The following is a 20,042-nucleotide window of genomic DNA, read 5'->3' as shown; positions in this document are numbered from 1 at the left end:
TGCCACCGGCGCTATTTTCGGTACCGAGTACCATTATTCCTGAGGACGCGGCACGAGCGCGGACCGGCAGGCATCGGAAGGACCGGAAGCATGAAGGCATGGCAGTTCACGGAGGTCGGAGCACCTCTGGCCCTCCACGAGGTCCCGGAGCCGGACCCACAGGAAGGCGAGATCGTCATCGAGGTCAGGGCGGCGGGGCTGTGCCACAGCGACGTGGGTTTCCTCGACGGCACCCTCACCCCGCTCCTTCCGTACCGGCCGATCACCCTCGGCCATGAGATCGCGGGCGTGGTCGCAGCGGTCGGCCCCGACGTGACCCGGTTCGCGGTGGGCGACAAGGTCGTCGTGCCGGCCGCGATCGAGGGCCCCGGGACCTCCTCCCACGGCGGATTCCAGAGCAAGGTGCCGGTGCGTGAGTCCCTCGTCATCCCGATGCCGGACGGCATCGCCTGGGACCAGGCGGCCGCCGCGAGCGACGCGGGCATGACCTCGTACCACGCGATCATGGTCCAGGGCGGCGTGCGCGCCGGACAGAAGGTCGGCATCATCGGGCTGGGCGGGCTCGGCTCCCTCGGCGCCCAGATCGCCCGCGGCGTGGGCGCCGAGGTCTATGTGGCCGAGAAGAACGAGAAGGTGCACGACTTCGCCCGCGAGCTTGGTGCCGCCGACGTCGCCACGAGCATCAAGGCGTTCGCCGACCTGCAACTGGACGTGGTCGTCGACTTCGCGGGCTTCGGCGTGACCACGTCCGAGGCGGTGGAGACCGTGCGCCGCGGCGGACGCGTGGTGCAGGTCGGCCTCGGCGTCGCCGAGGGCACCATCAACCTGCAGGCTCTCACCCTCAACGAGGTCGAACTCTTCGGCTCCCAGGCCGGCACCCTCCAGGACTGCGCCGACGTCCTCGACCTCATCGCGGCAGGCAAGGTCACCTCGCGGATCACCCAGATCGGCTTCGACGAGATCGGCGACGGTGTCGGCAAGCTGGAGCGTGGCGAGGTCATCGGGCGACTCGTCGCCGTCTACGCCTGAGGCGGAGCTGCGACCGGCACCGGCCACGGTGACGGTCGCAGCCAGGTGTTTGCCGCCGAAGCCCCAACCCCACACTCCCCCGATCACCGCACTCCAAGGCTCGAAACTCGCCGAATACCCTTACGAATAAAGGGAATTGATACCTACTCGAACCGTCAGGCGAGGCCGGTCGAGGGGAGTGGGGTGGCTGACGACAGAGCCGGCAGAACCGAGCGGGATGCCGCCATACGCCGGCATCTCGCCGAGAACCTGCACAGACCGCAGGGACCGCTGCGACCGCTGCCTGCGCTCGTGCTGCTCGGCGCGCGCGGCAGTGGCAAGTCGGCGCTCACGGGGCAGCTGCGCGAGTGGGCACAGCGCATCCCGCTGGCCGCGCTCGATCTGGCGCCCATCGGCGAGCGCGGCGGCACCAGGATCGACGTACTGACCGAGCTGGCCTTCCAGCTCAGCGCTCACCGCGACGGGCTGCCGCAGCTGGGCTTTCCCGCGCTGGGCTCGCTGCTGGCCGCGGTGGGCACCGCGGTCGACGTACGCAGCCGCGAGCGCGCCGTGCGCGACATGGCCGAGGCCCTGCGGCAGGGCCGCGCCCGCGAGCACTCGTACGAGGAACTGCAGGGCATCGCCGACGGGATCGCCCAGCTCGCCGGGCTGCCCGGGTGGACGTCCGCCGTTCTGCCTCTGGTCCAGGGCGGAATGCGGATGGGCCGCTGGATGCGGCTGCGCCGTCGCTTCTCGGAGACCTCCGCTGCCGGACCGGGCCGAGGCTCCACGGCCGACTTCCTGGTCGGCGTCAACCGTCTCTACCACGGCTATCCGGCCCAGCGCGCCGAGGCCGAGCGGGTGCTGCTCGACGCCTTCCTGGCCGATCTGCGCGGCGCCTACGCGACGAAGCGCGCCGACCGGCTGCGCACCACGCACTGCCTCGCCCTGCTCGACAACGTCGACTCGCCCGTCGGCGAGTCCTTCCTCAACCTGCTGCTCGACGCCCGTACCCGTTCCGGCCGCCCCGATCCGCTGCTCGTGGTCGCCACGGCCCGCCGTCGGCCCGAGGCCCTGGTGCGAGCCGAGACCGGCGGCGGCCGCCGCCTCGACTACCGTGAGAGCTGGTCGCAGGACGGGGAGTTCCAGCCCCTGTCGGCGGGCCTGTTGAGTGCCGGACGGTTGCGCGACCTGGAGCGGCGCGAGGTCGAGGCCCAGGCCGCCACCGCGCTCGACTCGCTGCCGCCCGGCTCTGTGCTGCCCCGCGCCGACAACGCGGTGCGCTGGCTCGGCTGGATCATGTTCGAGCTCACGCGCGGGCACCCGGCCGGTACCGCCGTCGTCCTCGACACCCTGCGCCGCATGCCCGCCGACATGCCCTGGGACGAGCGGGTACGCCAGTGCCTCGCCCCGCTTGACGGCAGTGTCCAGCCGCACCCGGTGCTGTCCGCCGCGCCCGCCCTGCTCGACCTGCTGCTGCGCGACTGCTCCGCACAACTGGCCCGCGTCCTGCCGCGCACCGCCGCCTGCACCACCTTGGGCCGCGCCGAGACCTGCGAAGGGCTGTGGGAGGGGCAGGAGCCGGTGCTGCGCGAGTTCGTCAGCCTCAGCGCCGACGACCTGCGCACCGTGCCCGATCCGGACGAAGAGCTGCCGGCGCTGCACCGCCTTACCCGCTTCCTGCTGCTGCGCCGCCTCGACGCCGTGCAGGGTGACGCCGTCCAGCCGGACACCTGGACGGGCGCGCACCACGCGCTGCGCGCGGCCGCCCGCGCCCGCGGCGACCTGCGCGCCGTCGCCTACCACGATCTGGCCCTGGGTGACCTGGGCGCCGCGGCGGACTACTTGAGGGAGCGGTTCGACGAGTGCGGCGCCGACGACTGGTGCGCCGACCTGGCCTGGATCCAGCGGGCCCCCGCCCGCTGGGGCGGCGCCCTGCCCGAGCCGGCGCGCGAGCGCTACGAACGCCTCGTCGGGGTCGCCGAGGGCGACGCCGCGCGGCGCGCCATCACCCGCCTTCTCGCGGCCGGCTGGATCACCGCGCACCCGCGGCACGACGGTATGGGCCCGCAGCCGTACGCGGATCCGCTCGGCGATCCCTACGCCGAGCTGTACCCGGACATCGCCGAGGAGTTCCTCACCCTGCGCCGGCCCATCGGCAACGAGCACGACCGTCATGTGCTGCTGCGCATGGCCCAGCGGTACGAAAGGAAGCCCTGGTGGTAGCGATGACCGACGACCGCCCCTTCGTCCCGCAACCCCCGCGGCGCCGCACGGCCCTCTGGATCGCCGTGGGCGCCGTGGTCCTGGCGGCCGCGGGGTGGGGCCTCTGGAAGGCGTACGAGATCTGGCAGCACAACCAGAAGGAGTGCGCGCCGGGCATCCTCAAGCAGGGCCCGCGCGAGGAGTGCATCGGTGTCAGCGACGGCTCGTATCGCTTCGACGACTCCCTCGCGGACGTCATGGGCAAGATCGAGGCGGAGAACCGCCGGGTCGAGAAGTCCGACGCCCCGTACGTGTCGATCGCCTATGTCGAACCGCTGACCACCGTGAAGGGCGAGGAGGAGGCGAAGTACGGGCTGCGCGGCGAGCTGGTGGGCGCCTATCTCGCCCAACGTGAGCTGAACGACCCGGAGTTGGGTGCGGGCCGCGGCGACCTTCCGCAGATCCGGCTCCTCGTCGGCAACCTCGGTCTGCGCTCCGAGCAGTGGAAGCCGCTCACCGACGACCTGATCGCCATGTCCAAGGACGACAAACACCTCGTCGCCGTCGCGGGTTTCGGCCAGAGCCGCGGCGGCACACAGAACGCGGTCGACGCGCTGCGCACCGCCGGCATCCCCATGATGGGCGCGACGGTGACCGCCGACAGTCTCAGCAGCGCCGCCAAGCCGGGCTTCTTCCGGGTCTCGGCACCCAACCGGGACCAGGCGAGCGGCGCCGTCAACTACCTCAAGGAACAGCAGAAGAAGGACCGCGACTACAAGGTCGCGGTGATCCGCGACCGCAACACGGACGACATCTACAACACCTCCCTTTCCGCGTCCTTCGAGTCAGCCGCGAAGAAGCGCGGGCTGCGGCTGCAGGGCGCGCCGCTGGAATTCCTCTCCGGAGTCGACGGCGTCTCGAACGCGTTCTCGTCCGTCGCCGACAAGGTGTGTGCCCTCAAGCCCGATGCGGTGTTCTTCGCGGGCCGCGGCATCAACATCCGCAATTTCATCAACTCGATGTCGGCACCGGACCGCCGCTGTCCGGTGACCCTGCTGACCGGGGATGATGCGGTCGGCGCGTACTACGGCTCCTTGGCGAGCGACTCGCAGCGAGAGAAATTCCGTACGGAATGGCAGGACAGCCGGGTCACCGTCCTCTACACGGCGCTCGGCCACCCCGATCTCGCCAGGGAGCTGTACGCCAAGACCAACAACCCGCTGCCCGACTTCCTGAACCTGTACCACGAGGAGTTCGGCGGTGCCTCCGACGACGACCAACGAGTCCTCCAGGACGGTCAGATCATCCTCGGTCACGACGCGCTGTGGACGGTCGGGGTCGCAGTGCGCAACGCGGCGGGGCCCGACGGCAAGGGCGAGGTGAACCCGGGAGCCACCTTGCAGATGCTGCTTCAACTCGGTGGTTCCAAGGCCGTGTCCGGGCTGAGCGGCCCGATCTCCTTCGGCTCGGACGGCAACCCGGACGACAAGCCGATGGCCCTGGTACGGATGGAGCCGAACGGCACGTACACGTTCCGGGGCGTGCTGCGGCCGTAGCGGTCGGGGCGCGCCAGCGGCCACCGCGCCCAGGTGGGCCCCGCCTCTTCCGGTGGTTCTCCGTCGCACGACGCTAACGGCGCCACCGAGAGCCGCGCTGAGCGCGCTTCGCCGCCTTGTCGGCGGCCTTCTGCGTGGCACGCTGCTGCCGCTCCGCCTCGCGGGCGGCCGCTGCCGCCTGCTGCTCCTCCACGCTGTCGTAGAGCAGTTCGGCGACAGAGAAGCGGCAGCCATAGCCGCGCATGGAACCCTCGTTGACCAGTAGAAAACCCTCGCTGGTCCGGTACAGCCGGGTGCTGACAGGGTTCATCGGATGCTGGGCCGTGTAGGAGCGGGCACACGCCTCCAGGCGAGCCAGAGCTGCCTCACGCGTACCGGTGAAGTGCTCCAAGACCCTTGCCGAATACGCCTTGCTGTCACCCATCCCGACGGTCTCTTCGACAATCAGGCCCCACCGCATGGACATCGCTCCCCCGATCCCATAGGCCTTGCTGCATCACGCTGTCATACTTCCCGCTTTCGCGCTCAGCGTCAGTTCACCGCCACACGCAAGCCCGACCCTCCGTTTCCCCGGTGAGATCGTCCGACGAAGCCACCCGATCGCCGGCCGACGCGGCGTTCCGCGGGTCACGCGAAGTTCCGGGACCTCGGTGGAGTCGGCACCTGTCAGCGGGCCCGTGGCTTCCAGGGCAGCCCCTTGGAGACCAGGTCGACGGCCCTGTCGAGCAGGGTGACCGCGTCGTCGCCGGAGCCGGGCTGCCAGCAGGCGACGGCTGCCTGCTGGGCGGCGAAGGCGACCGCCGCGGTGGTGCGGACGTAGAGGTCGCTCTCCGGCAGGCCCGTGCGTGCCGCCACCGCTGCGATGACCGCGTCCTCGACCGCGCGATTGGTCTGGGCGATACGCGGGAGCAGTTCGGGGCGCTCGCGCAGCAGTGCCGCGCGGCCCAGCAGGATCTCGCCCGTGGTGAGCTCGCCCAGGCGCTCGGCGAGCACCGCGTGGATCGCTTCCAGCGGGGTCTCGCGGGCGGGGCGGTCGATGATTCGCTGCTGGATCAGGGCGGGGGTGCCCTCCTCGAGGAGGAAGACGGCCTCCTCCTTGGTCGAGAAGTAGTTGAAGAAGGTGCGGGGAGACACGCCCGCGTCCGCGCAGATGTCCTCAACCGTGACCGCATCCGGGCCGTGTCGGCGGAAGAGGGCCACTGCCGAGCTCTGGAGGGCCCTTCTGGTCGCCTGCTTCTTTCGCTCGCGCAGCCCGTTCGGAGGGCTCGTCGTCATGCGCTGGTCACGCTCCCAAGAGGCGGCACAGTCGGCCAGTCGTCCGCCACACTGACTACAGTACTGCAAAAATGCAGCGCTGCAAGTTTGCCTATCATGGGCACTTCGCGCTGCCGGCCGGACCAGGACCGGACCGGGTCATTCCGGCAGCCCCAGTTCGAGCAGCCCGAGGAGGGCCCATGGCAGAACAGACCGAGCGACCCCCGGGCCCGTCCGCGGCCAGGACCCTGGCCGAGGCAGCGTGGTTTCCTCTGGCCCTCTTCCTCGGCTTCCTGTTCTGTTTCGCCCCCGCCCTGCACGCACCGCATCCGCACCACGTGAAGGTGGTGGTCGCCGATCCGGCCGTCGAGCGGAAGGTCGACAGTGCCCTGCACCGGCAGTACCCCGGCGGCTTCGACGTCCGCCCGGTCGCCGACGACCAAGCTGCCCGGCAGGAGGTGCTGGACCGGGACGCGGCGGCGGCCTTCGTCGACGGCAGCCGGAATCCCGTGCTGTATGTGGCCAAGGCCAACGGCATGTCGCTCGAGCAGACGCTCCGCGATGCGTTCACCGACATCGCCGCCCGGAGCCACCAGCAGCTCACGGTCAAGGACGTGGCGCCCACGGTGAGCAAGGACCTGCTGGGCTCGACACTGCTCTACTTCGGGATCGCCTGGAGCGTGCCCGGCTACATTCTCGCGACGACCCTGCTGCGTGCGGTGACCTTCAACCGGCGCCGCAAGCTGCTGACGATCGCCGGTGTCGCGGCCCTGTTCAGCGTCGTCGGTTACCTGATCGGCCGCGGGCTGGGCTACATACCCGCCGACCCGTCTGCCATGGCGATCGCCTTCCTGCTCACCGCGGCCGTGGCCACCTTCGCCTCCGGCGTGGCGCCTTTCACCAGGCAGTTCTTCCCCGCAGTGGGCATGGGCCTGTTCATCGTGCTGAGCATCCCCACCAGTGGCGGCGCGGTGCCCGCCCCGATGCTGCCGACGTTCTTCCAGTACGTGCACGCGGTGATGCCGCTGGCCAATGCGGTCGACGCCCTGCGCGGTGTCCTCTACTTCGACGGGGCCGGGGTCCTCAAGCCCGTCCTGGTGCTGTGCGCATGGATCGCCGCGGGCGCCGCACTGCTGGGCCTCGACGCCTGGCTGCGCAACCGCAGAGCCGCTGGACAGAACGCTGACGGCGATGAGGAGGAGGTCGAGGAGCCCCCGGTGGACGACCCCGCACTGGAGATGCCGACACCCACCGCGCTCCCGGTCCACCCCCACCACTTCGGCGAGCCGATACCGATGCTGGTCGGCACCGTCCACGACTCCGAGCAGCAGCCCGTCCGTGGCGCCTCGGTGACCGTCATGGACACCAAGGGGCGGCAGCTGGTGCGGACCACGACCAACGAACACGGCGAGTACGCCGCTACCGGGCTCCCCGAGGGCTACCTCAACATCGTCGTCGCGTCCGTCGGCCGGAATCCGCTGGTCCACCAGAAGCTGCTGCGGCCGGGGGCGGTCGTCCGGGCGGACTTCGCCTTGCGCAGCCGACACGACAGGGTGCCGCAGCAGGCACATTGAGCACTGCGCTCCGATAGGACGGAGTCAACGGCCGGGGGACGTACTGGAAACGTCCAGGCCGCATCTGTCAGCGCGACGCGGGTGCCCCCGCCGGGAATCCGGGGGGGCACCCGCGTCGTCGCTCATTCAGCGGTCGTGTCCAGGTGCCGACGTCAGTCGAGGCCGGCCGACTTCAGCCAGGCCTTGGCGACCTCCAGCGGGTCCTTCTTCTCGAGCTGCACCTGGGCGTCCAGGTCCAGCAGCGCCTCCGTGTCGAGCTTGGCCGAGACCGCGTTGAGCGCGTCGACGCCCTCCTTGGACAGGCCCGACTTGTAGACCAGCGGTTGCACGTTCTGGAACCCGAAGAGGTTCTTCGGGTCCTGGAGGACCACGAACTTCTCCTTGGTGATGGTCGGGTCCGTGGTGAAGATGTCCGCGGCCTGCACGGTGTTCTTCTTCAGCGCCGCCTGGGTCAGCGGACCGCCCGCGTCCAGGGCCTTGAAGGACTTGAACTCCAGGCCGTACACGGACTTGAGGCCAAGCACCCCCTGGTGCCGGGTCTGGAACTCCGGCCCGGCGCCGAGGATCAGGTCCTTCGCGATGTCCTTGAGGTCCCCGATGCTGGACTTCTCGGTGAGGTTGTACTTCTTGGCGGTCTCCGCATTGACCGTGACGGAGTCCTTGTCCTGCGCGGTGGACGGCTCCAGCAGCGTCAGCTTGGGGTCCAGCTTGGCGTCGACGGCGTCCGTCGTGGCGGCGACCGTTTTCGGGGTGGCCTTGGGGTCGAGGTAGGCCAGCAGCGCGCCGTTGTACTCGGGCAGGACGGTGATGGAACCGTTCTTGATGAGACCGTAGGTAGTCTCGCGGCTGCCGATGTTGGGCTTGTAGGTGACCTTGATGCCCTTGGCCTTCAGGGCCTCGCCGTAGATGTCGGCGATCAGGATGCTCTCGGCGAAGTTGTTAGAGCCGACGACGACGGTGCTGCCGTCCGCCTTGCCCTCCGAAAGCGGGTCGTCGGACTTGTTGTCGGAGGACGACGAACATCCGGCGAGGAGCGCCGCCGCTGCGGCGAGCGCGACGGCGGCCGCGCCAGGATGTCTCGTGCTGGACCTGCTGCTCTTCGCGGTAGAAGTCACAATTCCCGTTCCGGGTTCGGAGGTTGGTGGGCGCATGGCAATGCAAGGGGGTGGGCGGCGTGCTGACACCGCGCTTTGTTGATCCAAGCCAGCCGCCTCTCGGTCAGTCAAGTGCAGTCTGGTCACTGATCGGCTGCGATGCGCGGCCGGTTATGCAAAAGGGGCGCAGAGACCGGCAGTGAAACGCAGGCGCCTGCAGCGCTCCTCAACATAGCGGGCGGCGATGAATCACCCGAATAAGCCCTGGTTTCACCGTAGTTGCTGTCGGTCGAAGCGGTTCCCGAGGACGCTTCGGTGGCGCCGGACATCATCCGTGATGTCGTCGCGCACCGGCCCGAATCACTTGAATACAGTCATGTGAATTCTTCGCGCACCGCGAGATTCCCGAGACCCCGGGCAGGCCGCGTCACCAGCCGGTGGGCGATGACGAACGGCGGGCCCGGGACGATGGAGGATCCGCCCCGGGCCCGCAGCCCGTTGTACACCACCGCTAGCCGCTCCTGCGCACCCCGGGCGACACCGCGATCCGCGTGACCGCCCAGAACACCGCCAGCGTGGCCAGCGCCATCACGGCGACCAGTGTGGCGCCGCCCACCACTTTCTCGTAGTTGCGCTGGTAGAGGCCGTCGACGATGTAGCGGCCGAGGCCGCCGAGGCTGACGTACGCGGCGATGGTGGCCGTCGAGACGATCTGGATGGCCGCCGAACGCAGACCGCTCAGGATCAACGGCAGCGCGACGGGCAGTTCGACCTGGAACAGGATCCGGGACTCGTGCATACCCATGCCCCGAGCGGCGTCCACCGGGGACGGGTCGACGGAGCGCACGGCCTCGTACGTGGTCACCAGGATCGGCGGGATGGCGAGGACGACGAGCGGGATCATCACGGGCAGCAGTCCGAGCCCGAGCAGCACGAACATCAGCACGAGCAGGCCGAAGCTGGGCAGTGCGCGGGCGGCGGTGGCGATGAAGGCCAACGCGTTGCCGCCGCGCCCGGTGTGGCCGGTCACCAGGCCCACCGGCAGCCCGATCGCGGCGGCGATGGCGAGCGCCATCAGCGAGTACCCGATGTGTTCGAGGACGCGTTGCGGGATGCCGTCGTAGCCGTGCCAGTGGGCGCTGTCGCTGAAGAAGGCGTTGACGAAGTTCAGTACGTTCACCGGACGGCGTCCTCCAGGGCGAGCGCGGCCGGTTCGGGGCGCTGTGCGGCCTTCGGTTTCCTGCGGGTGCCGCGCGGCATCCACGGGGTCAGCAGTACGCGTACGAGGACCAGCAGGGCGTCCATGACTATGGCGAGGACGGCCGTCGTGACCACGGAGTTCACCGCGAGCACGGGCCGGTGGTAGAACATCGCGTCCGCGAGCAGATTGCCGAGGGCCCCCTGGTTGCCGATCAGGGTGCCGACGCTGACGAGGCTGATGCTGGACACGGTGGCCACCCTGAGGCCCGCGATGATGGGGGGCACGGCGATCGGCAACTGCACCTGGACATATCGCCGTACGGGCCCGAAGCCCATGGCGGTGGCCGCGGCCAGCGTCTCCTGCGGAACCGAGCGGACGCCGTCGACGATCGCCGGGACTAGCACGACGAGGCTGTACACGGCGAGCGGGATCATCACGGTGGTCTCGCTCTGCCCGGTGTAGTCGATGAGGACGACGAAGAAGGCGAGCGACGGGATGGCGTACAGCACGGTCGTCACCCACAGCACCGGCGGGTACAGCCAGCGGAACCGTACGCAGAGCTGCGCGACCGGCAGCCCGACGATCAGGCCCGCCAGGACCGGCAGCAGGGCCTCCCGCAGGTGCAGCCCGATGAGCCCGAGATAGCTGTGCTGGAGGTCGCTCGGGATGTCGAAGAAGCCGTTCATCCGGCGACCTTCTCGTCCGTGCGGCGTCCCGTGCCGCTTCCCTCGGCGTGGGCACTGCGGATCGCCTCGCCGATGGTCTGCTGCGATACGACGCCGACGACCCGTCCGGCACCGTCCACGGCGACGGCCCAGCCGGTCGGCGACAGCACAGCGCCGTCGAGCGCGGCCCGCAGCGACTCCTTGCCGTGCTCGAAGGGCCGCCCGTAGGGCAGGAGCCTCTCGGTCACCACATCCCCGGCGGTCAGGTCGTCCGGCTCGCTCCAGCCGAGCGGCTTGCCTTCCGGGTCGGTGACGAGGAGATAGGGCACGTCCGGGGTGCTGCCGGCGGCGATCTGCTCGGCGGTGGCATCGACGGCGACGACGGGAGACGTCTTCAGCTCGAGCCCGGCGGAGGAGAAGAAGGACAGCCGCCGGATGCCGCGATCGGTGCCGAGGAAGTCCTCGACGAAGGCGTCCGCCGGGCCGGACAGCAGCTCGTCAGGCGGCGCGAACTGGGCGAGCTTGCCGCCGGTGCGCATCACGGCGACCATAGTGCCCAGCTTGATGGCCTCGTCGATGTCATGCGTGACGAAGACGATGGTCTTGCCCAACTCTTCCTGAATACGGAGGAGTTCGTCCTGCAGCCCTTTGCGCACCACCGGGTCCACGGCGGAGAACGGCTCGTCCATCAGCAGCACCGGCGGATCCGCGGCGAGCGCCCGCGCCACGCCGACACGCTGCTGCTGGCCGCCCGACAGCTGGTACGGGTACCGCTTGGCGAGCGCGGCGTCGAGCCCCACCCGCTCCATCAACTCCCGGGCCCGCGCCCGCGCCTTCTCCTTGCCCCAGCCGAGCATGCGGGGCACGGTGGCGATGTTGTCGATGATCGTGCGGTGCTGGAAGAGCCCGGCGTTCTGGATGACGTAACCCATGGACCGGCGCAGGGTGTTGACCGGCTGCTTCTGGATGTCGACGCCATCGAGGAGGATCGTGCCCTCGCTCGGCTCGACCATCCTGTTGATCATGCGCAGGGTCGTCGTCTTCCCGCACCCGGACGGCCCGACGAGGACGGTGATCGAGCGGTCCGGTATCTCCAGCGAGAGCCGGTCGACGGCCACCGTGCCGTCCGGGTACCGCTTGGTGACTGAATCTATCCGTATCAAAGCGCCGAATGCCCTTCGGGTCTGGCAGAGCTACCCGCCTGCGGAAAGGGTCGCGCGGGCCGTTGCGGGGAGAGTCTAGACCGGTTGTGTTGCGGGACTTTGGCGGGCGGGCGACGGGGGCGGGCGGGTGGTGGGCCGGAAGGGGATGGTGCGCGATTCAGTGCCGTTGGCCGGCTGACGGTGGCCGGTCCCGGACCGCGATGTCAGGAGCGCGCCGCCCGGGCCGACATCCACGCGTAGACCAGGACACCCGCGAAGAGGAACAGCACGCCCTGGTAGACGGCGGAGTAGCCGGAGCCCGCCAGGAGCCACATGGAGAAGCCGAAGGCAGCCAGCGCGAGCACGGCGTCGCGGGCGAGGCGGGCCGGGCGGACCCGGTCGCGCTGACCCGAGAAGAGGAAGTACAGCTGGGCCGCCGTGGCCAGGAGGTGCGGGACGGTCGCGGTGAAGGTCGTGACCAGCACCAGGATCTCGAACACCCGGGCCGTCCCGGCCGTGTAGTTGTACACCGTCAGCAGCGAGGCGAGGACGACCGTGACGATCACGCCGAAGGTCGGCACACCCCGTCGCTTGGCCGCGAAGCGCGCCGGGAACAGACCGTCGCTGGCGGCGGCGTACGCGGTCTGGGCGCTGAGTAGCGTCCAGCCGTTGAGCGCACCCACGATCGACACCAGCGCCGCGCAGGCGACCGCCGCGCCGCCCCACGTGCCGCCGAACATGGCGTTCACGGCGTCGCTGAAGGGGGCGTTGGAGGTGACCAGCTTGTCGTGCGCGACGGTGCCGAAGACGGAGAGGGTGCCCAACAGGTACACCAGCGCCGCACCGAGCGTGCCGAGGACGGTCGCCCGCCCGACGTTGCGCCGTGGGTTGCGCACCTCGCCCGCGCTGACCGCCGCCGATTCGACGCCGAGGTAGCTGAAGAGCAGGATCGCGGCGGACGCGGAGACCGCGCCGAGCGCGCCGCCTTCGGTGGCCTGGAAGGGACCGAGGTTGTCCGGGTCGAAGAAGAACAGCCCGCCGATCGCGACGAGCAGCAGAGGCACGAACTTCAGCACGGTCGAGACGAGCTGCACCGCGCCCACGTAACGGGTCCCGGCGAGGTTGGCGAGGGCCGGCAGCCACTGCAGGACGAGTGCGGCGGTCATCATCAGCCACTCTGAGCCGTGCAGGGGCAGCAGCACGTTCAGGTAGCCCACAGCAGTGACGGCGAGCGCCGCGTTGCTCACCCAGGAGGTGATCCAGTACGACCAGGCGGCCAGGAAGCCCGCGAAATCACCGAAGGCCTCGCGCACATAGACGTACGGCCCGCCGGTGCGCGGGTCGCGGCGCGCGAGCCGCCCGAAGACGAGCGCGAGCGCGATGGCCCCGACGGTGAGCACGCCGAAGGCGACGAGGCTGATGGTGCCGTACGGGGCGACGGACGCGGGGAGCAGGAAGATGCCGCCGCCGATGATGTTGCCCATGACCAGCGCGGTGGCGACCGGAAGCCCGAAGCGCCGGGCGTGCCTGCTGCCTCCTTCCCGCTCGGGGGATGGGCCGTGCCCTGTCTGGGAGGCGGGGCCTTGGGCCGGGGCCGGGGTGGGCGTGGCCTGGGCCGGAGCCGACGGCGAGACGGTTCCGGTGTCGTGCATGGGGTTGGTGCGCCTTTCGTCGTGCTGGGAACCGTCGCCTACTCCGCGCGGGTCCGGCCTCGGCTCCCCCGGCCTGCGCAGCGGCGGCCCGGCGTACGGGCGCACGCCTGCTGCGAGAACCGCTGGGGGGATGCACCCCATGGTCGGTTATCGGACATCGCATACCAAATCACCGATGAATGTTCGCTGAATCGATGCCTGAGACCGAAAATCGGACAGATCTGGGCCCGTGTGACCGCGCATCCTTCGCCGGAGGGACGGGGGCTTCACCGAGGTCCGACGTCTCGAAGGGCGCGCGCGAGCACGCCCTCCGCAGCGACCGGCATCCAGCAACCTCAGCGGCCGGCTCCGAGCTCGGCCTCGACCAGCCGGTTCAGATGGCGACGCGCGTCCTCCGTGCTCAGCGGCGGCGCCTGCCGCAGCCGCTGCAACGCCAAACCGTCCGCGAGCGCGGCGAAGCGGACCGTGAAACCGTCCAGGTCCTCGCAGACGAGCTCCCCGTCTGCGACGCCACGCTCGACCAGTGCGCGGATCTGGCTGTACCAGGCCTCGTACCGCGCGGCCTGGCCACGGGCGAAGGCCTGGTCCGGCTCCTGGTCGCCCGCGCTCCAGTAGTCGAACCACATACGCCAGTGCCGGTCGGTGTCCTCCGTGAACAGGGCATCGATGAGCAGTCGCAGCGCCTCGGCACCGCTGGTCGCGTGCACGGCGGCCTCGCTGAGCGCCGCGTAGTACCGCTCGATGTGCAGCACCATCGCCTCGGAGAGGATCTCCTGGACGCTGCCGAAGTGGTACGTGACCGTGCCGACCGACACTCCGGCCGCGGCGGCGACGTCGCGCACCCCGACCGAGGCGTACCCACGCTCGGCGATCAGCGGCACGGCCGCCTCCACGATGAGGCGGCGGCGCACCTCGGTGGGCTGCCGGGTGCGGTCGGCGGCGGCGACGGCACGGCGAGGTGTCCTGGCGGCCTTCATGCGGACGTCCTCGGGGTGGTGCGGTGCCATGCGCGCTTGGCCACTGTCTCTCCGTTCGCCCTTGCTTCGATGCGACTGTCCATGATGAAGTCCGCGGCTGTGGCCCGCAGCTCCGTACGGGTGACGATCTCGGCGTCCCAGTCGTCTCCCTGATCCTCTGCATGATCGTGCCCGAGTCCGTTCCCGCGCCGCAGCCGGATCGTCCACTCGGACACGGCCGTAGCGGAGAGCGGATCGTCGGTGCGGATGCGGTACGTCTCGCGGGCGCTCTCCTCGTAGCGCAGCCCGTCGGGATACGTACGCGAGCCCCCGTAGTTGGGGTCGACCTCCAGCGTCCACTCCCCCTTCGCGACGTCGTGCGTGACGAGCCGCTCCGGTTGCGGATCCGCCGGCTGGTCGTACGTCACCGGGAGCGGCGGGGCCTGCTCGGGTTCCTCGAACCGGATCGGCTCCCGGCCCTCGTCGGGCGCCGGATCCCGCACGGGGAGGAGCAGGGCGCTGTCGGCGGGAAGGACGGTCAGCCGGCCGCGCTCGCCGTGCGGCCACACCCACGGCCAGTACGCATCGGAGACGGCGACCCGGATGCGGTGACCGGGCGGGAACGCGTACCCGATGCCGGTCAGTTCGACCTCCACGTCCTCGTACGTCCCCGGGGTCCACTCCACGGCCTGGTCGCGCCCATTCCTGCTCAGCAGGTTGAGCACGCCGCGGGTGACCAGCGTCGAGGAGCCGTCGGGAGCGACGTCGCACAGCCGGGCGATGACGTGCGCGCGCGGCGTGGCGCTGTCGAGGCGGAGCCGGACGCGCGGCCGTCCGAGGATTTCCACCCGCGTCTCGAGCGGCGCCGAGTCGAAGCAGACGGACCGGCCGTCCTCCTCACGCTGGTCGGGCGGCAGGTCGCTCGCATTGCCGAAGGGGAAGAAACGGCCGGAGTCGAGGCCGGTGTGCTGCGGCGACCGTACGAGAACGGGGTCGCCGCTGTCGCCCAGGGGCCGCTCGTCCCAGGTGACGGACGGGGACGGCCAGGCCGCCTCGCCCACCCACCGGCCCGGCGTGGCGTCGTACGACGTGGCGGGCGGCACCGGGTCGTTGATCCACGCCCTGAGCTGCGGCTCCCGCATGACGCCCGTGTCCGCGCCCTTGAGGTGCTGGTCCCACCAGCGCAGGGTCTCCTGCAGGAACCCGATCGCGGGGCCCGGCGGCAGCCCGCGGTCCGGGTACTGGTGCGACCAGGGCCCGATCAGCCCGCGGACCCGGTCCTCGGGCAGGTGTTCCACGAGCCGCAGCACGGTGTCGCGGTACGGGTCGTTCCAGCCGCCGACGGCCAGCACGGCCGCGTCGATCGCGGAGTAGTCCTCGCAGACGCTGCCGTGCCGCCAGTAGTCGTCGCGCTCCTGGTGGGCGAGCCAGGTGTGCAGGAACGGCTCGAGGGCGTCCAGCCGCTCGCGCCACATGGGCAGCCAGCGGTCCCGGCCGACATTGGCCGGGTCCGGCGGGCGGGAGGCGAAGGCGAGCATGGTGCCCGCCCAGGCGAGCATGTCGATGCCGAGGACGGCGCCGCCGGTGTAGTGGACGTCGTTGTCGTACCGGTCGTCCGTCGAGCAGACGGTCACGATCGCCTTCAGCGGCTCGGGCGCGAGGGCGGCGATCTGCAGGGCGTTGAACCCGCCCCACGAGATCCCGAACATCCCCACCGCGCCGGTGCACCAGGGCTGCTCGGCCAGCCAGTTGACGACGTCGACTCCGTCGGCGAGCTCCTGCGCGTCGTACTCGTCGCCGGGCGTGCCCTCGCTGTCGCCGTGGCCCCGGATGTCCACGCGGACGGAGGCGTAGCCGTGTCCGGCGTACCAGGGGTGGCGCTGGGCGTCGCGGGGCGCGGTCCAGTCACTCTTGCGGTAGGGCAGGTATTCGAGCAGTGCGGGCACGGGGTCCGTCTCGGCATCCACGGGCCGCCAGATCCTTGCGTGCAGCCGCGTCCTCCCGTCCCGGGTGGGGATCCAGACGTCCTCGCGCCGGACCTGGCGGGGGAACTGCTCGCGGTACTTCACGGGGCTCCTTTGCGGTGTCAGGTGAGTGAGTTGTGCTCTTGGGGTTCGGAGAAGCGCGCGGCAGCGCCTACGCCACGGCTCGCCAGCGCCGCACCCGGTGGCCGTTGCCGTGGCTGGTCCACAGGTCGTCCGGCTCGGCCGCGTCCACCCAGTCCGGGCCCGGCTCGGCCAACGGCGGCGCATCCGGGTCGGGTTCGAGGGCGGCGGCCATCAGCTGCCGCGTGTAGGGGTGCCCGGTGGCCGCGAAGACCGCCTCCGTGGGGCCCTCCTCCACGACGACCCCGTGGCGCAGGACGACGACACGGTCGGCGATGCCCCGTACGACGGCCAGGTCGTGGCTGATGAACAGGCAGGCCAGCTGCCGTTCCCGCCGCAGGTCGTCAAGCAGCCGCAGGACGTCGGCCTGGACGGAGACGTCCAGCGCGGTGGTGATCTCGTCGGCGATCAGTACGTCTGGCTCGCCGGCCAGCGCCCGGGCGATGCCTATGCGCTGCCGCTGGCCGCCCGAGAGCTGCGCGGGCAGCCGGTCGGCGAGGGCCGGGTCTAGCCGTACGTCGGAGATGAGCTGCCGAGCGCGGGTGGCGGCCTCCGTACGCGAGGACGCGGTGCCGAAGAACCGCAGCGGTCGGCGGACCGCGTCGCCGACCGAGCGGCGCGGGTTGAGCGACGTGTCCGCGTTCTGGAAGACGAGCTGGACCTTGCGCCGCAGGGAGAGCGGCCGTTTCTGCGCGGGACGGGCGAGGTCGCCCGCGTCGTGGGCCATCGTGCCGCCGGAGGGCGTGCGGAGCCCCGCGAGCGTCCAGGCGAGCGTGGACTTGCCGCTCCCCGACTCGCCGACGAGGGCCAGTACTTCACCACGCCGGACGTCGAAGGAGACGCCGTTCACGGCGCGGGACGACCCGTAGTCGATGGTGACGTCACTCGCGGAGACAGCCACGGGTGCGTCGGAGGGCACCTCCGCCTTGGGCCGGACCTCCCGCTCCCCCGCCTCCCCGACGACCGCCAGCCCTTCGTCGTCGAGCCGCGGCACGCTGGCCAGCAGACGCCGGGTGTACAGGTCTTCGGGCGCCGCGAACAGCCGTCCGGTCGGGGCGGCCTCGACCACGCATCCCGACCGCAGCACGGTCACGTCGTCGGCCATGTGCGCGACGACTCCCAGGTCGTGGCTGACCAGCACCGCCGCGAGGCCGAGTTCGTCGCGCAGCGCGCCGATCAGGTCGAGGACGCTGCGCTGGGTGACAACGTCCAGGCCGGTCGTGGGCTCGTCGAGGACGAGCACCTTGGGGCGGGCCGCGATGGCCATGGCGATGGCGACGCGCTGCTGCTGGCCGCCGGAGAGTTCGTGCGGGTAGCGGCGGGCGAGTTCGGCGGGGCGCGGCAGCCGCACCTGTTCGAGCAGGTCCACGACGGGGACGTCGCCGCCCGCCTCCTCGATCTGCCGCCCGATCCGCATGGACGGCGTCAGGGCGTGGCCCGCGTTCTGCGCGACCATCGCGACCGTTCCGCCGCGCAGCTGTCGCAACTCCCGTGCGGAAAGGGCGAAGACGTCCTTGCCGGCGACGCGTACGGAACCGCCGGTGATCCGCGACCCGTGCCGCAGATGCCCCAGCAGCGTCGCGGCGACCGTCGACTTCCCGCTGCCGGACTCGCCGACCAGGGCCAGCGTCCGGCCCGGCGTCACCTCGAGCGACACGTCGTGGACGACGGGCACCTCGCGCCCGCCCGAGCGGTAGGCCACGGACAGCCCGGCCACGGAAACCACGGCTGCGGTGGATGTGGTGGGGGCGGTGGATGCGGTGGATGCGGATGTCATCAGGAGCCCTCCCGGATCCGGTCGACGCCCCAGGCCTTGGACAGGCCGTCGGCCGCGAGGTTGAGTCCGACCACGAGCGTGGCCAGGGCGATGATCGGCGCGAGGCTGGCCATCGGGACGACGGTGATGGCGGTGCGGTTCTCGGCGACCATCAGGCCCCAGTCAGGGGTCGGCGGGTCGGCGCCGAAGCCGAGGAACGACAGCGAACTGATGAGCAGGACGACCCAGGAGGCCCGCATCGCGGTCTCGACGCACACCACGTCGGTGATGTTGGGCAGCACCTCGCGCCGCAGGATCGACCAGGTGCTCTCGCCGCGGGCGCGGGCCGCGGTCACGTAGTCGGCAGGTACGACGGCGAGGGCCGCGCCCCGCACGACCCGTATGACCTGGGGTATGTAGACCACGCCGATCGCGAAGACGATGACGCCGGGCCCGGTGCCCAGCGCCGTGACGATGACGAGCAGCGCCAGGATCGACGGCACGGACAGGACCGCGTCCAGGACCCGCATCAGGAGGTCGTCGAACCAACCGCCGCGCAGCGCGGCCGCGCATCCGATGACCGTTCCGAGGGCCATGGTCAGCAGGGTCGCGGCGACGGAGACGCCGAGGGCATACCGGCCGCCGTACAGCACGCGCGCCAGCACGTCGCGACCGTACTGGTCGGTGCCCGCCAGGTGCTCCCAGCTGGGCCCGAGCAGCGCCTGGGAGGCGTTGTTGGCGATGGGATCGTACGAGGTGAGGACGGGGGCGAGCAGGGCGACCAGCAGGTGGACGGCGACGACCGCGAGGCCTGTGGCGGCGGCGCGCGAGGAGCGCAGGGTGCGCCAGGCGCGGGTGGCTGCGGCGACCCGTTCGGCAGGGGCCGACGCTGGGGCCGCGGGGGTTTCCAGGGTGGTCATCGGGTCCTCCCTCGCGTGCGGAGCTTGGGGTTGAGGGCCATGGCGCCGAGGTCCGCGGCGAGGTTGCAGACGACGTACACGACCGCGCTGATCAGCGCGATGGCCTGGATGACGGGCAGGTCCCGGTTCTGCACCGAGGAGAGCATCAGCTTGCCGATGCCCGGGTAGTTGAAGACGTTCTCGACGACGGCGACCCCGCCCGCCAGCCAGGCGACGTTGAGGGCGATGACGTGGAGGGTGGGCAGCAGTGCGCTGGGCAGGGCGTGCCGGGTGACGACCCGCCAGGTCGACAGGCCCTTGAGCCGGGCCGTGGTCACGTACTCGCTCGCCATCACGTCGATGACGGAGGTACGGGACATGCGCACGATGTACGCGGCCATGACGACGGCGAGGGCGGCGGCCGGGAGCCATACGGCGGGCAGGAGTTGCCCGACGCTCGCCTCGGGACCGTACAGCACGACCGCGGGGAACACCGGCAGCGCGACCGAGAAACAGAGCACCAGCACGGTGGCGACGACGAACTCGGGGACGCTCATCCCGACGAGGCTCACCGTCGAGATCAGGTGGTCGGGCCAGCGGTCGCGGTACAGGCCGGCGAGGATGCCGAGGAGCAGTGAGCCGGTGACGGCGAACAGGATCGTCACGAGGGCGATCACGGCGGAGTTCCCGAGGTACATGGCGACTTCGCCGCCGACGGCCTTGCCGGAGACGAGCGATGTCCCGAAGTCTCCGTGCAGGGCGCCCTGGATCCAGTCGGCGTAGCGTTCCCAGGCGGGCTGGTCGAGCTTCAGCTTCTCGCGGAGGGCGGCGACGGCGTCGGGGGTGGCGTCCTTGCCGAGGACCTGTGTGGCGACATCGCCAGGCAGGGCCTGCACGGCGAGGAAGACGAGCACGGAGGACAGGAGCAGGGTGCCGAGGGCTGCGGCCACGCGGCGTGCGACGAAGGAGAACATG

16 protein-coding genes are annotated in these 20,042 nt (G+C 70.7%); 4 read left to right on the top strand and 12 right to left on the bottom strand.

Annotation, left to right across the window (positions count from 1 at the left end; genetic code table 11):
- Positions 1 to 90: 90 nt before the first annotated feature.
- The 3 genes from ABT009_RS02555 (at position 91) to ABT009_RS02545 (ending at position 4,769) form a co-directional block, all read left to right on the top strand.
- Entirely contained in the window at positions 91 to 1,029 is a 939-nt protein-coding gene (locus ABT009_RS02555; protein ID WP_351288727.1) for a zinc-binding dehydrogenase, read from the top strand.
- 183 nt (positions 1,030 to 1,212) lie between these two features.
- The gene (locus ABT009_RS02550; protein WP_351288725.1) at positions 1,213 to 3,234 is read left to right on the top strand and encodes an ATP-binding protein; all 2,022 of its coding nucleotides are present in this window, start codon (positions 1,213 to 1,215) and stop codon (positions 3,232 to 3,234) included.
- A 2-nt stretch (positions 3,235 to 3,236) separates the two neighbouring features.
- The gene (locus tag ABT009_RS02545) at positions 3,237 to 4,769 is read left to right on the top strand and encodes an ABC transporter substrate-binding protein (protein WP_351289500.1); all 1,533 of its coding nucleotides are present in this window, start codon (positions 3,237 to 3,239) and stop codon (positions 4,767 to 4,769) included.
- Positions 4,770 to 4,842: 73 nt separating this feature from the next.
- Here ABT009_RS02545 and ABT009_RS02540 read toward each other — a convergent pair whose 3' ends face one another.
- Both ABT009_RS02540 and ABT009_RS02535 read right to left on the bottom strand, forming a co-directional pair.
- Entirely contained in the window at positions 4,843 to 5,229 is a 387-nt protein-coding gene (locus tag ABT009_RS02540) for a hypothetical protein (protein WP_351288724.1), read from the bottom strand.
- A gap of 206 nt (positions 5,230 to 5,435) precedes the next feature.
- Positions 5,436 to 6,044, bottom strand: coding sequence for a TetR/AcrR family transcriptional regulator (locus ABT009_RS02535; RefSeq protein ID WP_351288722.1), 609 nt, complete (start codon positions 6,042 to 6,044; stop codon positions 5,436 to 5,438).
- Positions 6,045 to 6,223: 179 nt separating this feature from the next.
- On the opposite strand from ABT009_RS02535, the gene ABT009_RS02530 reads away from it, so the two are divergent.
- Positions 6,224 to 7,597: a carboxypeptidase regulatory-like domain-containing protein gene (locus ABT009_RS02530; RefSeq protein ID WP_351288720.1), complete on the top strand. Its 1,374-nt coding sequence runs from the start codon at positions 6,224 to 6,226 to the stop codon at positions 7,595 to 7,597.
- 152 nt (positions 7,598 to 7,749) lie between these two features.
- Here the strand turns inward: ABT009_RS02530 and ABT009_RS02525 are convergent, their stop codons facing one another.
- The 10 genes from ABT009_RS02525 to ABT009_RS02480 form a co-directional block, all read right to left on the bottom strand.
- Positions 7,750 to 8,712, bottom strand: a complete 963-nt coding sequence (locus ABT009_RS02525; protein WP_351288718.1) for an ABC transporter substrate-binding protein — start codon at positions 8,710 to 8,712, stop codon at positions 7,750 to 7,752.
- A 490-nt stretch (positions 8,713 to 9,202) separates the two neighbouring features.
- Positions 9,203 to 9,871 carry an ABC transporter permease gene (locus tag ABT009_RS02520; protein ID WP_351288716.1) on the bottom strand — a complete coding sequence of 223 codons (669 nt, stop codon included), beginning with the start codon at positions 9,869 to 9,871 and terminating at the stop codon, positions 9,203 to 9,205.
- Positions 9,868 to 10,578: an ABC transporter permease gene (locus ABT009_RS02515; RefSeq protein WP_351288714.1), complete on the bottom strand. Its 711-nt coding sequence runs from the start codon at positions 10,576 to 10,578 to the stop codon at positions 9,868 to 9,870. Before ABT009_RS02515 ends, ABT009_RS02520 begins: the two co-directional genes overlap by 4 nt.
- Entirely contained in the window at positions 10,575 to 11,720 is a 1,146-nt protein-coding gene (locus tag ABT009_RS02510; RefSeq protein WP_351288712.1) for an ABC transporter ATP-binding protein, read from the bottom strand. Before ABT009_RS02510 ends, ABT009_RS02515 begins: the two co-directional genes overlap by 4 nt.
- Before the next feature lie 203 nt (positions 11,721 to 11,923).
- Positions 11,924 to 13,351 carry an amino acid permease gene (locus ABT009_RS02505; RefSeq protein WP_351288710.1) on the bottom strand — a complete coding sequence of 476 codons (1,428 nt, stop codon included), beginning with the start codon at positions 13,349 to 13,351 and terminating at the stop codon, positions 11,924 to 11,926.
- Positions 13,352 to 13,686: 335 nt separating this feature from the next.
- Entirely contained in the window at positions 13,687 to 14,328 is a 642-nt protein-coding gene (locus ABT009_RS02500; RefSeq protein ID WP_351288708.1) for a TetR/AcrR family transcriptional regulator, read from the bottom strand.
- A complete protein-coding gene (locus ABT009_RS02495) occupies positions 14,325 to 16,376 on the bottom strand; it encodes a CocE/NonD family hydrolase (protein ID WP_351288706.1) in 2,052 nt (683 codons plus the stop codon). Before ABT009_RS02495 ends, ABT009_RS02500 begins: the two co-directional genes overlap by 4 nt.
- Positions 16,377 to 16,443: 67 nt before the next feature.
- Positions 16,444 to 18,189 carry a dipeptide ABC transporter ATP-binding protein gene (locus tag ABT009_RS02490; protein WP_351288704.1) on the bottom strand — a complete coding sequence of 582 codons (1,746 nt, stop codon included), beginning with the start codon at positions 18,187 to 18,189 and terminating at the stop codon, positions 16,444 to 16,446.
- The gene (locus ABT009_RS02485) at positions 18,189 to 19,088 is read right to left on the bottom strand and encodes an ABC transporter permease (RefSeq protein ID WP_351288702.1); all 900 of its coding nucleotides are present in this window, start codon (positions 19,086 to 19,088) and stop codon (positions 18,189 to 18,191) included. Before ABT009_RS02485 ends, ABT009_RS02490 begins: the two co-directional genes overlap by 1 nt.
- Positions 19,085 to 20,041 (bottom strand): ABC transporter permease, encoded by a 957-nt coding sequence (locus ABT009_RS02480; RefSeq protein ID WP_351288700.1) that lies wholly within the window; start codon positions 20,039 to 20,041, stop codon positions 19,085 to 19,087. The genes ABT009_RS02485 and ABT009_RS02480 overlap by 4 nt, the downstream gene beginning before the upstream one ends.
- Position 20,042 lies beyond the last annotated feature (1 nt).

The sequence above is a fragment of the Streptomyces sp. NPDC002896 genome (genome assembly GCF_040295225.1).
GTDB lineage: Bacteria > Actinomycetota > Actinomycetes > Streptomycetales > Streptomycetaceae > Streptomyces.
Note: the sequence above shows the minus strand (reverse complement) of the source record. Positions and strands in the feature narration are given on the sequence as shown.

What these genes read in the sequence shown, in the direction of transcription:
- ABT009_RS02500 (WP_351288708.1), bottom strand. Translation starts at nt 14,328, where the DNA reads ATGAAGGCCGCCAGGACACCTCGCCGTGCCGTCGCCGCCGCCGACCGC.
- ABT009_RS02480 (WP_351288700.1), bottom strand. Translation starts at nt 20,041, where the DNA reads ATGTTCTCCTTCGTCGCACGCCGCGTGGCCGCAGCCCTCGGCACCCTG.
- ABT009_RS02535 (WP_351288722.1), bottom strand. Translation starts at nt 6,044, where the DNA reads ATGACGACGAGCCCTCCGAACGGGCTGCGCGAGCGAAAGAAGCAGGCG.
- ABT009_RS02490 (WP_351288704.1), bottom strand. Translation starts at nt 18,189, where the DNA reads ATGACATCCGCATCCACCGCATCCACCGCCCCCACCACATCCACCGCA.
- ABT009_RS02555 (WP_351288727.1), top strand. Translation starts at nt 91, where the DNA reads ATGAAGGCATGGCAGTTCACGGAGGTCGGAGCACCTCTGGCCCTCCAC.
- ABT009_RS02545 (WP_351289500.1), top strand. Translation starts at nt 3,237, where the DNA reads ATGACCGACGACCGCCCCTTCGTCCCGCAACCCCCGCGGCGCCGCACG.
- ABT009_RS02530 (WP_351288720.1), top strand. Translation starts at nt 6,224, where the DNA reads ATGGCAGAACAGACCGAGCGACCCCCGGGCCCGTCCGCGGCCAGGACC.
- ABT009_RS02505 (WP_351288710.1), bottom strand. Translation starts at nt 13,351, where the DNA reads ATGCACGACACCGGAACCGTCTCGCCGTCGGCTCCGGCCCAGGCCACG.
- ABT009_RS02485 (WP_351288702.1), bottom strand. Translation starts at nt 19,088, where the DNA reads ATGACCACCCTGGAAACCCCCGCGGCCCCAGCGTCGGCCCCTGCCGAA.
- ABT009_RS02540 (WP_351288724.1), bottom strand. Translation starts at nt 5,229, where the DNA reads ATGCGGTGGGGCCTGATTGTCGAAGAGACCGTCGGGATGGGTGACAGC.
- ABT009_RS02515 (WP_351288714.1), bottom strand. Translation starts at nt 10,578, where the DNA reads ATGAACGGCTTCTTCGACATCCCGAGCGACCTCCAGCACAGCTATCTC.